This window comes from Komagataeibacter saccharivorans, from assembly GCF_004348195.1.
Taxonomy (GTDB): domain Bacteria; phylum Pseudomonadota; class Alphaproteobacteria; order Acetobacterales; family Acetobacteraceae; genus Komagataeibacter; species Komagataeibacter saccharivorans.
In genome coordinates this window covers 1,433,357-1,443,880 of sequence record NZ_CP036404.1, presented here as the reverse complement: position 1 = coordinate 1,443,880, position 10,524 = coordinate 1,433,357, and the positions used below count along the sequence as shown (strand labels likewise).

10 protein-coding genes are annotated in these 10,524 nt (G+C 62.9%); 8 read left to right on the top strand and 2 right to left on the bottom strand.

Annotation, left to right across the window (positions count from 1 at the left end):
• Positions 1 to 247: 247 nt before the first annotated feature.
• A complete protein-coding gene (locus KSAC_RS06615; RefSeq protein WP_132304781.1) occupies positions 248 to 448 on the bottom strand; it encodes a hypothetical protein in 201 nt (66 codons plus the stop codon).
• Positions 449 to 969: 521 nt separating this feature from the next.
• Here KSAC_RS06615 and KSAC_RS06610 point away from each other — a divergent pair.
• The 6 genes from KSAC_RS06610 to KSAC_RS06585 all read left to right on the top strand — a co-directional run bounded on the left by KSAC_RS06610 (position 970) and on the right by KSAC_RS06585 (position 8,018).
• On the top strand, positions 970 to 1,623 hold the full coding sequence (locus KSAC_RS06610; RefSeq protein WP_174234102.1) for a gluconate 2-dehydrogenase subunit 3 family protein: 654 nt from the start codon (positions 970 to 972) through the stop codon (positions 1,621 to 1,623).
• Positions 1,620 to 3,407: a GMC family oxidoreductase gene (locus KSAC_RS06605; RefSeq protein ID WP_102323110.1), complete on the top strand. Its 1,788-nt coding sequence runs from the start codon at positions 1,620 to 1,622 to the stop codon at positions 3,405 to 3,407. Before KSAC_RS06610 ends, KSAC_RS06605 begins: the two co-directional genes overlap by 4 nt.
• A gap of 20 nt (positions 3,408 to 3,427) precedes the next feature.
• Positions 3,428 to 4,732: a c-type cytochrome gene (locus tag KSAC_RS06600; RefSeq protein WP_165927345.1), complete on the top strand. Its 1,305-nt coding sequence runs from the start codon at positions 3,428 to 3,430 to the stop codon at positions 4,730 to 4,732.
• Positions 4,733 to 4,828: 96 nt separating this feature from the next.
• A complete protein-coding gene (locus tag KSAC_RS06595; protein WP_165927344.1) occupies positions 4,829 to 6,025 on the top strand; it encodes an L-dopachrome tautomerase-related protein in 1,197 nt (398 codons plus the stop codon).
• Positions 6,026 to 6,069: 44 nt separating this feature from the next.
• Positions 6,070 to 7,146, top strand: a complete 1,077-nt coding sequence (locus KSAC_RS06590; RefSeq protein ID WP_132304775.1) for a quinone-dependent dihydroorotate dehydrogenase — start codon at positions 6,070 to 6,072, stop codon at positions 7,144 to 7,146.
• Positions 7,143 to 8,018, top strand: a complete 876-nt coding sequence (locus KSAC_RS06585) for a TIGR01459 family HAD-type hydrolase (RefSeq protein ID WP_132304773.1) — start codon at positions 7,143 to 7,145, stop codon at positions 8,016 to 8,018. The genes KSAC_RS06590 and KSAC_RS06585 overlap by 4 nt, the downstream gene beginning before the upstream one ends.
• 17 nt (positions 8,019 to 8,035) lie before the next feature.
• On the opposite strand, the gene KSAC_RS06580 is transcribed toward KSAC_RS06585, so the two are convergent.
• Entirely contained in the window at positions 8,036 to 8,620 is a 585-nt protein-coding gene (locus tag KSAC_RS06580; protein ID WP_102323114.1) for a YqgE/AlgH family protein, read from the bottom strand.
• Between the two features lie 135 nt (positions 8,621 to 8,755).
• Here KSAC_RS06580 and KSAC_RS06575 point away from each other — a divergent pair, with 135 nt between their 5' ends.
• Together KSAC_RS06575 and KSAC_RS06570 are read left to right on the top strand one after the other, a co-directional pair.
• On the top strand, positions 8,756 to 9,514 hold the full coding sequence (locus KSAC_RS06575) for an SDR family NAD(P)-dependent oxidoreductase (RefSeq protein ID WP_110546631.1): 759 nt from the start codon (positions 8,756 to 8,758) through the stop codon (positions 9,512 to 9,514).
• Positions 9,515 to 9,516: 2 nt separating this feature from the next.
• Entirely contained in the window at positions 9,517 to 10,440 is a 924-nt protein-coding gene (locus KSAC_RS06570) for a polyphosphate kinase 2 family protein (protein ID WP_371207292.1), read from the top strand.
• The last annotated feature ends 84 nt before the right edge of the window (positions 10,441 to 10,524 follow it).

The window sequence follows — 10,524 nt, the reverse complement described above, 5'->3', positions numbered from 1 at the left end:
CAGCATTGTGGCATTCGTGACCATAACCGACGGATACAGGTCCACCCGGCATGACCGGGAAATGGCGGAAAAAAGCCGGTTCCGCCCCGTGCGGCCTTGACAGGAATGGATGGCCTGCCGGAAGGTTCACATTGTCGTGTATCCATCGCTCCACTCCATCTTTCGGGGCGGCACGGCGCACCGGTGTTTCCGTCTGCCAGAGCAGGCAGCCGGGCCAGGATATTTTATTTAAACGCAGTATTTGAGGTCATGACATGAGCAAGCCTGCAAAGCCCGTAACCGCTCCCTCACGCCGCAAGGCCAGCCCGGAAGCGGGATCGTCGGTCGCCGCCGAACCGCCCGCTACTACTGCCGTGCGGCGGAGAAAGGGCGGAGCCGCCGCCGCCGCAAAGGCTGTGGGCACAAAAAGCGTCAGCAGAACGTCGCGCGCAAAGGCTGACGCAGGCATTGCCGATGCACCGCCAGTAGAAACAGGCGGAGGCAGGCTCACGGCTCCCAAAGCCGACATGATGGAAAAAGAAGTCACATCCCCCGCACGGAATAAGCGCGCGGCCGCAAAATCCGGGGCGGTCGCAGGGAAGAAACGTAAATCCCCAACCGTTGCGTCAAAGACGGCCAGGGCGGATACGCCAGCCAGACGCCCCCGTAAGGCAGCCGGGGCAAAAGGGAGCGCAGGTTCCGCCCGTCCCCGTCGTTCGGCAGTGGATGCGTGGCGGGAAACACGGGCCGCACGCAAACAGGCGCGCCTTGAACGGCTGGCCGCGCAGAAAGCCGCATCGTCATAGCAGGATGGTCGGTTTGCCGATCATATTTTCTTGTGGGCCTGGAAATAGTGGAAAAATGATCTAGGCACCCCTCCGTTCCATGCGGGTATAGTGAATGTTCACGATACCAATAGACGCAAGGCGTGGCGGGAAGGCATTTTTGGGTATTAGCGGTTTACGACATATTTCGTCACGACGACGGTTCATGCAGGGGGTCGCCGGGGTTGCGGCCTGCAGTACATTCCTCAGTTCACGCATGCGGGCCGCCACCCCTCCCGCAAAGGCTTACACACCGCGTTTTTTCGATGGCGCGGAATGGGATTTCCTTCTCGCCGCATGTGACAGGCTGATCCCTGCCGATGAAAATGGCCCCGGCGCGCTGGCGCTGGACGTGCCGCGTTTTCTCGACATGCAGATGGATACCCCCTACGCCCACGGCGCGCAGTGGTTTATGGACGGGCCTTTCGTGCAGGGGCCGGACAATCTGGGCTACCAGCTACCCTATGATCCCCGCACCCTGTACCGGCGCGGCATCGCGGGTATGAACGCGCATGCGGCAACCCGTCATGGCAGGCCGTTCGCCAGCCTTGCGCCATCGGTGCAGGATGAACTGCTGCAGGCGGCGGAAAAAGGCACGCTGGCGTTTGGTGACATCCCGTCCCGGGTTTTCTTCGATCAGTTGCTGGCCAATGTGATGGAAGGGGCATTTTCCGATCCCGTGCATGGCGGCAATACCCGGCTGGGTGGATGGGTCATGCTGGGCTTTCCCGGCGCGCGGGCGGATTTCATGGACTGGGTGGACCGCTACGGCGCGCATTACCCGCTGGGCAGCATTTCCATTTCGGGAGAGACGGCATGAGCGCGGATGCACGCAGGCTCAGGCCGGTGGACGTGGTGATCGTGGGTGGCGGCTGGGCCGGGTCGATCATGGCGAAGGAAATGACCGAAGCCGGGCGTTCGGTCGTCATGCTTGAACGCGGCGCGGACCGCAGCACGGCGGCGGATGGTGCCTATCCTGCTTCGCTGGACGAACTTGAAGCCAATTTCCGGTACAGGCTGTTTCAGGATCTTTCAAAAAATACCGTCACGATCCGCAACAACAGCCAGCAGACGGCGCTGCCCTACCGGCGCATGTCCGCCTTCCTGCCCGGTGAAGGGGTTGGCGGCGCGGGGCTGCACTGGTCGGGCGTACATTTCCGTATGCCCCCCGATGACCTGCGACTGCGTTCGCGCGTGATCGAAAAATATGGCCGTCGCTTCATTCCCGAAGGGATGAACCTTCAGGATTACGGCGTTACCTATGAGGAACTCGAACCCTTTTTCGATAAGGCGGAAAAGGTGTTTGGCACCTCTGGCGAAGCCTACATGGTTGACGGAAAGGTGGTGGGGAACGGGAATGTTTTTTCTCCTTCACGCTCCGATACTTTTCCGCTGCCTGCGCTGAAGGATGTCTACACCGCCCACCTGTTCCGCAAGGCGGCGGCGGAGGTGGGGTTTCACCCCTATTCCCTGCCTGCCGCCAATGCGTCACGGCAGTATGTCAATCCGTATGGCGTGCAGATGGGACCATGCAATTTCTGCGGTTATTGCAGTGGCTATGCCTGTTACATGTATTCCAAGGCATCGCCCAATGTGAACATCCTGCCCGTGCTGCGGCGTCACCCGCTGTTTGAACTGCGCCCGCGCTGTCATGTGCTCAGGGTGGAAAAGGATGCGGATGGACGGCGCGCAACGGGCGTGACCTATACCGATGCGCAGGGGCAGGTGTTTACCCAGCCCGCCGAACTGGTGATCCTGACCGCGTTCCAGTTCCATAACGTGCGCCTCATGCTGTTGTCGGGCATCGGCCGGCCATACGACCCGGTTCATAATGAAGGGGTGGTGGGCCGTAATTTCGTCTACCAGAACGTGACGACCAGTACCGTCTGGCTCGACCCGAAGGTCGAGACCAACCAGTATATCGGCGCGGGCGGCGGTGGCGTGGCGTTCGATGATTTCAACAGCGAGAATTTCGACCACGGGCCACTGGGTTTCGTGGGGGGATCGCCCGTATGGGTCAATCAGGCCGGGGTCCGGGCCATCGCCGCCGCCAATGCCGGTGGCCCGCCGGGGACACCGCGCTGGGGCAGCGCGTGGAAGGCGGGGATGATCGACACGTACCGCCATTCCCTGCGCATTGATGCCCATGGGGCGAACATGGCCTATCGGGATGTGTATCTCGATCTCGATCCGACATGGAAAGATGCTTACGGCCAGCCGCTCCTGCGCATGACCTTCGACTGGAAGGACAACGACATCCGCATGAACCGTTATGTGGTTGACCGGATTGGCGATGTGGCGAAGGCCATGGGCGCGCGGCGCACCCATCTTGTCAGGCGTGAATTCGGCGTGCCCTTCGATACGCGGCAGTACCAGACAACCCATCTGGGCGGGGGGGCCGTGATGGGCGAAGATCCGCAGACCAGCGCGCTCAACCGCTACCTGCAGTCATGGGATGTGCATAATGTGTTCGTGATCGGTGCGAACGCCTTTCCGCAGGGGACGGGCTATAACCCCACGGGCATGGTCGCCGCCCTTGCATACTGGGCGGCCCATCATATCCGCACCACCTATCTTGCCCAGCCGGGGCCGCTGGCGGGATGAGGCGTGTAACTGTGTCATGGATGCGGCTGCCTGTTGCGGGCATGATCGCGTTCCTCGCGCTAGGGATCGTGGCCGCGCGGGCGGATGACGATGTGCGCGAACGCGGCGCGTATGTAGCCCGGACGGCGGATTGCGAAGCCTGTCACACCGTGCCCGGTCAAGCGCCCTTTGCCGGTGGGCTTGAGTTCCACCTGCCCACCGGCACGTTATACGCGCCCAACATCACTCCTGATGCGCGGACCGGCATTGGTCGGTATTCGGAAGCCGAATTTATCCGTGCGGTCCGGCAGGGCATCCGGCGCGATGGCGCGACCCTGTACCCGGCCATGCCCTATCCGTCCTATGCGCGCATGACGGATGAGGACCTGCATGCGCTGTATGTCTATTTCATGCAGGGCGTGAAACCGGTTTCCCATGCGGTGGTGCAGGATGGCATGACATGGCCGTTTTCCATGCGCTGGCCGCTGGCGGTATGGCGCTGGCTGTTCGCACCCAACCCGCGTGATGCACTGCAGCAGTCAGGGGCACGTACTTTCCCCGACCCACTGGTGGCGCGTGGCAGCTATCTGGTCGAAGGGCCGGGGCATTGCGGGGCCTGCCATACGCCCCGTGCCGTGACGATGCAGGAAAAGGCCCTGACGGCTGTGGACGGCACGCTCTACCTGTCGGGTGGCGGACCGGTGGATGGGTGGCGGCCCGTCAGCCTGCGGGGCGACAACCGCACGGGGCTGGGGCGGTGGAATGAACAGGACATCGTACGCTTCCTCGCCACGGGGCGCATGCCGCTGGGCGCGGCCTTTGGCGGCATGACGGACGCCATCGCCCATGGCACGCAGCATATGACACCGCAGGACCAGCTTGCGATTGCGCGCTACCTGAAAACCCTCTCGCCCCTTACTCCTATGGCGGAAGGCTGGACTTACGATCCCGCGGCGGCTGATGCCCTGCGCGGGGGGGATGTATCGGCACGTGGCGCGCGGCTGTATGTCGATAACTGTGCCGCATGCCACCGGACCGACGGGCGGGCCTATCCCACCACGTTCCCGCCACTGGCCGGGAACCCCGTGGTGATGGACCCGACACCGGATTCGCTTATCCGCATCGTGCTGGCTGGCAATACCCTGCGTGCAACGCGACAGACACCGTCCGCCTTTGTCATGCCCGGTTTTGCCGCCCGCATGAACGATCAGGCCGTGGCCGATACCGTCACCTTCATCCGCGCGGCATGGGGCAACAACGCACCGCCGGTCAGTCCATCGGATGTCGCGGCGGTCAGGCGCACGACGACCGGTGGCGCGGCCCCGGCGTCACTGCCCCTGAACTGATTGTGAAGCGCCATTGCCATGTCCTGCGGTTGCCCGAACCGGGGGAAGGGGCATGAATGAAGCGCGTAGTAAAGGAAGGGAGCCGTAAGAATGTCCATGCACCGGCGCAGCCTGCTGCTTGCAACCCTTCCGCTGGCATTGGGGCCGGGGACCATCGCCCATGCGACGGAACCGGCGCGTGACGCCATCAATCACGACCATGGCGCGGCCCCGTCCGGTCCGTTCGAGATCGTGGCCCGGTTCGATGGTCCGGGTCCGTCCGGCATCGCGGTGACGCACGGGCGTATTTTTGTGGGCTTCCCCCGTCATGCGGTCAATCACCGGGGGGCCACGCTGGGGGAACTGAAGGACGGGCGTCTTTATCCCTATCCCGATGCGGCGCAGAGCCTGCCTTCCGATCGTCCGCCCGCAACGCGGCTCATGTCCGTTCATGGCATGACCACCGATACACAGGGCCGGTTATGGCTGATTGATGATGGCAAGCTGGCGGGGCAGCCTCTTGCGCCCGGCGCCGCCAAGATTGTTGGCATCGATCCTGCAACCGATCGTGTCTTCGCCCGCATCGTCCTGCGTGCCCCCGTCCTTCTGCCCGACAGTCACATGAACGACCTGCGGGTGGACCTGACGCATGGCGCGCAGGGCACGGTTTACGTTACCGATTCTTCGTTCGGGATGTCGCCCGCCCTTGTCGTGGTGGATGTAGCCACGGGCCGCCAGCGCCGTGTACTGGCCAGTCATCCTTCCATTCAGGCCGAACGCAGCTTCATGGCGGTGGTGGAAGGGCGTCCGCTTGTGTTTGACCCGCCCGCGCATCCACCCGGTTTCGTATCGGGCGGGGTGGATGGCATCACGCTGTCACCCGACAGTGCCACACTGTATTACAGCCCGCTGACCAGCAGGCGGCTATACGCCATTCCCACCGGCCTGCTGGCCGATTTTTCCCGAACCGACGAACAGCTTGGCGCCGGTATCCGCGACCTTGGCGAAAAGGGCGTGGCCGATGGTCTGGCAACCGATGCGCAGGGTCGCATCTACACCACCAATTTTGAACATGACGCCATTTTCCGGCGTAATGTCGATGGCAGCTTTGACACCATGGTGCATGACCCGCGCGTGCTGTCGCCCGATGGCATATTTGTCGATGGTGGCATGGTCTACTGCACATTGGGGCAGTGGAACCGGTTAGCCAGCTTCAATGGCGGACATGACCTGCGCGTGCCGCCCTATTACCTGATCCGCTTTCCTGCCGATCCACCCGCGCATGTGGACGCGACAAAGACGGTGCGTGAGTAGTTGCCCCTTTCCCCGGCGGCGGAATTGCGGCAACAATCCCACCCATGAATATCATGTCGCGTATGATCCTGCCCCTGATGCAGCGCCTGGACCCCGAGGACGCCCATCGTATCGCCCTTGACGCCCTGCAACTTGGCCTGGGCGGCGTATCCTGCCCCGGTAACGATGACCCGGCCCTGTCGGTCCGCGCCATGGGGCTGCGTTTTCCCAATCCCATCGGCATGGCGGCCGGTTTTGACAAGAACGCCCTTGTGGTCCGTCCCCTGACACGTTCCGGTTTCGGCTTTGTCGAAGCGGGCACCGTCACCCCGCGTCCGCAGCCGGGCAATCCGCAGCCGCGTCTGTTCCGCCTGACGGAAGACCGCGCCATCATCAATCGCATGGGTTTCAACAATCAGGGCATCGACCGCTTTGCCGTGCGTCTGGCGCGCCTGCACCGTGTGTCCTCCCCGCGTCGCGTGCCGGGTGCGCAGGTGCCGGTGGGCGCGAATCTGGGCATCAATAAAACCGGGGCGGACCCCGAGCGCGATTACCCCATGCTGGTCGGGCGCGTTAAGCATTATGCCGATTATATCGTAATCAACCTGTCTTCCCCCAACACGCCGGGCCTGCGCGACCTGCTTGAAGCATCGCGGCTGAAGGGCATTCTGGATGCGATCAACACCGCCCATCCCGAACGTCCGCCACTGCTGGTCAAGATTTCGCCTGATATCGCGCATGACGATGTGCCGGGCGTGGTCGAAGCCGCCATTGAAGGTGGCGCGCAGGGTCTGATCGTGTCCAATACCACCATTTCGCGTCCCGCAGGGCTGCTCAGCCCCCATGCGGGTGAAAGCGGTGGCCTGTCCGGTCGCCCGCTGCGCGCACTGGCGCAGGACATGCTGACCCGGGTGGCAAAGGTCGCCAACGGGCGCGTGGCGCTGGTCGCCTCCGGCGGTATCGAAACCGGCGCCGATATTCTTGATCGCGTGCGGGCCGGGGCGGATCTGGTGCAGATCTATACGTCCTATATCTATGAGGGGCCGGGTATCCTTCGCCGCCTGAAAGCGGAAACCCTGCGTGCGCTGCGTGCTGAAGGGTTCGAGACCCTGGCCGATGCGAAGGGAACCGCCCTGACATGAAGTGGCATGACGGGATGGCCGGTCTGGCGGACAGGCATGACGGCTTCATCCTGGACCTGTGGGGCGTGGTGCATAACGGTGTCGCGCCCTATCCCGGCGTGCTGGACTGTCTTGGTCGGCTGCGTGCGGCGGGTCGCCGCGTGGTGCTGCTGTCGAACGCCCCGCGCCGCACGGCCACGGTGGAGCCGGGGCTGCGCCGCATGGGTGTTACGGCCGATCTGTATGATGCGATCATGACCAGTGGCGAGTGTACGCACCGGATGCTGGCGGCCCGCAAGGATGCGTGGTTCGCGGGGCTTGGGCGGCGCATGCTGCATCTTGGCCCCGATAAGGATGTGGATGTCTATGCGGGGCTGGACCTCGATATCGTGACCGATCCCGCCCATGCTGATTTTGTTCTTAACACCGGGCCGGATGCGGAACTGGGGGAGGAGGACATTGCTCCCTACCTTCCCATTCTGGAACAGTGCGCCGCCCATAAACTGCCCATGATCTGCGCCAATCCGGACCAGCAGGTCATTCGCGGCAACGTGCGCCTGATCTGCGCCGGGGCCATGGCAAGCTGGTATGAAAGCCGGGACTGTGCGGTGCGCTGGATCGGCAAACCCTATCCGGAAGTTTATGGTCTGGCGCTGTCACTGCTGGATGTGCCGCCCGATCGCGTGCTGGCGGTTGGCGATGCGCTGGCAACTGATATGCGGGGTGCGGCCACCGTGGGCATTGATGGCTGCTGGGTACTGGGCGGCATCCATCAGGAAATGCTGGGCGGTAGCTGGGAACATGGCCGTAACGCCGATTATGACCTTGCGGTGGCCGAAGCGACGTCTGCGGGGCTCGCCCCTGTGGCCTGCGTGCCTTCCCTACGCTGGTAGGGAAGGGCGCGCGTCGTTCAGGCGTGACCGGCGGCCCCGCTGAACCATGCGGGATCAATCCGCACGCTGGCCAGCGCCTGTCGCCATTTGGCGTCATGGTCGGGACCGAACACGATGTTTTCGGTCGCCGGCGCGGTGATCCACGCATTGTGGTGCAGCATCTCGTCTTCAAGCTGGCCCGCTTCCCAGCTTGCATGCCCCATGGCCAGAAGCGCGTGGGCGGGGCCGTTGCCGTCGGCTATGTCGCGCAGCACGTCAAGGCTGGCGGTCAGCGTGGTGGTGCGGTCTACCGGCAGGCTGCCATCCCCGCTCCAGTCCGACGTATGAAGTACGAATCCGCGCCCGTTATCCATCGGGCCGCCCGCGCACAGGTTGATGCGGCGGCGTGGCGGTACGGGGGCGATGCCAAGCTGTTCAAGCACATCGTCCAGAACAGGCTGTGACAGGCGGCGGTTTACGACAAGGCCCATCGCCCCGTCCTCAGGCGTGTGGGCGCACAGATACACGACACTGCGCGCAAAGGCGGGATCGGTCAGGGCCGGGGTTGCCACCAGCAGGTGGCCGGTCAGGCTGCAGCCTGAAGGTATTGTGAAGGAAGCCATACCCCACCATAGAACCTGATCCGCCTTATATTTGCAACTATCGCGGGCATCTTGTGGCGATGATATGCCCCATGACGGAAGGCTGGCGATATGCAAGGCTGGGCTTCCACCTTCCATGCAAGCAGGAGAATCCCGATGAAGCAGATTGCACTGGTAACCGGTGCCACCGCCGGATTGGGCAAGGCGATTGCGGAACGCCTTATCCACGATGGCTACCGCGTGATCGCAACTGGCCGCAGGCAGGAACGTCTTGATGAACTGGCAGGGCAGCTTGGCCCGGACCTGCTTCCCTTCCGTCTCGACATGGATGACGCGGCGGCCATCGCGGCCCTGCCGGGCAGCCTGCCCGATGGCTGGCGCGATGTGGACGTTCTGGTCAACAACGCCGGTCTGGCGCTGGGCATGGAAAAGGCGCAGGACGCCGACATTGCCAACTGGCAGGGCATGATTTCCACCAACGTGACGGGCATGGTCGAACTGACCCGCGTGCTGCTGCCCGGCATGGTGGCGCGTGACAGGGGGCATGTCATCTCGCTGGGCAGTACGGCGGGCATCTATCCCTATACCGGCGGGAATGTGTATGGCGCGACCAAGGCGTTCGTGCGCCAGTTCATGCGTAACCTGCGCTGCGACCTGCTGGGCCATAACGTGCGGGCAACCAATCTGGAGCCGGGCATGTGCGGTGGCAGCGAATTCAGCAATGTCCGCCTGCGTGACGATGCGAAGGCCGCCGCCGTCTATGCTGATACAAAGCCGCTTCAGCCTGCCGACATAGCTGAAACCGTTGCATGGGTGCTGTCGCTGCCCCGCCACGTTAATATCAACGAAATAGAACTGATGCCGGTCTGCCAGTCCGCCGGTGGCCTTTCCGTGGCGCGCGGTATGAAGGAATGAGCATGAGCGACAAGGATATCGGCAAAAAGCTGGCCCGTCGTTTCGCGGTCCATAACGGGCATGATTTCTCCCTGTCCGCCTGTCCCACGCGTGCTGCGGAAGCATTCGGTCTGGACAAGAAAACCGGCAAGCAACTGCTGAAGGCACGGGTGCGCGAACTTACGCGGCTACAGGCCCTGCTGTACGCCAACAATACATGGTCGGTGCTGGTTGTGCTGCAGGCACTCGACGCGGGCGGCAAGGACGGCGTGATTAAACACGTCATGTCCGGCGTCAACCCGCAGGGCGTCAGTGTCACGTCGTTCAAGCAGCCCGGTCCGGTCGAACTGGCGCACGGCTATCTGTGGCGGGAACATCTGGCAGCCCCGTCCGCGGGCCGGATCGGTATTTTCAACCGCAGCCATTATGAGGAAGTGCTGGTCACGCGCGTCCATCCCGAACTTCTGGACCATGAATGCCTGCCGCCAACCCTGCGCAAGCAGGACAGTTTCTGGGAAAACCGGTACCAGGACATCAGTCATTTCGAGCAGTATATGGCCCGGCAGGGCACAATCGTACTGAAATTCTTCCTGCATCTGTCCAAGGAAGAACAGCGCCAGCGTTTCCTGCGCCGGATCGACCATCGCTCACGCAACTGGAAATTCTCCCCCGCCGATATCCATGAACGTCAGTACTGGGATGACTACCAGCGCGCCTATGAAGACGCGATCCGGCGTACCGCCCATCCTGACGCGCCGTGGTTTGTCGTACCCGCCGACCAGAAATGGTTTGAACGGCTGGTCGTGATCGAAGTCATGATTGATGCACTGGAAAAGCTGCATCTGAAGATGCCCGCATCCGATCCCGCCATGGAAGCGGAGATGAAAAAGGCCCGCCAGAAGCTTCTGGCCGAAGCGCCGGACAACAGGCAGGGCGCACTTCATTGACGCGCGCCGCTGTGCCCCGCAAAACGGTGCCATCTGACATACAGGATGGAGAACGGGTGTGATGGTGGCACGGTGGCGAACAGG

Bases quoted from the DNA above. Each gene is read 5' to 3' on its own strand.
- KSAC_RS06615 (WP_132304781.1), bottom strand. From the start codon at position 448: ATGCCTGCGTCAGCCTTTGCGCGCGACGTTCTGCTGACGCTTTTTGTG.
- KSAC_RS06610 (WP_174234102.1), top strand. From the start codon at position 970: ATGCAGGGGGTCGCCGGGGTTGCGGCCTGCAGTACATTCCTCAGTTCA.
- KSAC_RS06605 (WP_102323110.1), top strand. From the start codon at position 1,620: ATGAGCGCGGATGCACGCAGGCTCAGGCCGGTGGACGTGGTGATCGTG.
- KSAC_RS06600 (WP_165927345.1), top strand. From the start codon at position 3,428: ATGCGGCTGCCTGTTGCGGGCATGATCGCGTTCCTCGCGCTAGGGATC.
- KSAC_RS06595 (WP_165927344.1), top strand. From the start codon at position 4,829: ATGCACCGGCGCAGCCTGCTGCTTGCAACCCTTCCGCTGGCATTGGGG.
- KSAC_RS06590 (WP_132304775.1), top strand. From the start codon at position 6,070: ATGAATATCATGTCGCGTATGATCCTGCCCCTGATGCAGCGCCTGGAC.
- KSAC_RS06585 (WP_132304773.1), top strand. From the start codon at position 7,143: ATGAAGTGGCATGACGGGATGGCCGGTCTGGCGGACAGGCATGACGGC.
- KSAC_RS06580 (WP_102323114.1), bottom strand. From the start codon at position 8,620: ATGGCTTCCTTCACAATACCTTCAGGCTGCAGCCTGACCGGCCACCTG.
- KSAC_RS06575 (WP_110546631.1), top strand. From the start codon at position 8,756: ATGAAGCAGATTGCACTGGTAACCGGTGCCACCGCCGGATTGGGCAAG.
- KSAC_RS06570 (WP_371207292.1), top strand. From the start codon at position 9,517: ATGAGCGACAAGGATATCGGCAAAAAGCTGGCCCGTCGTTTCGCGGTC.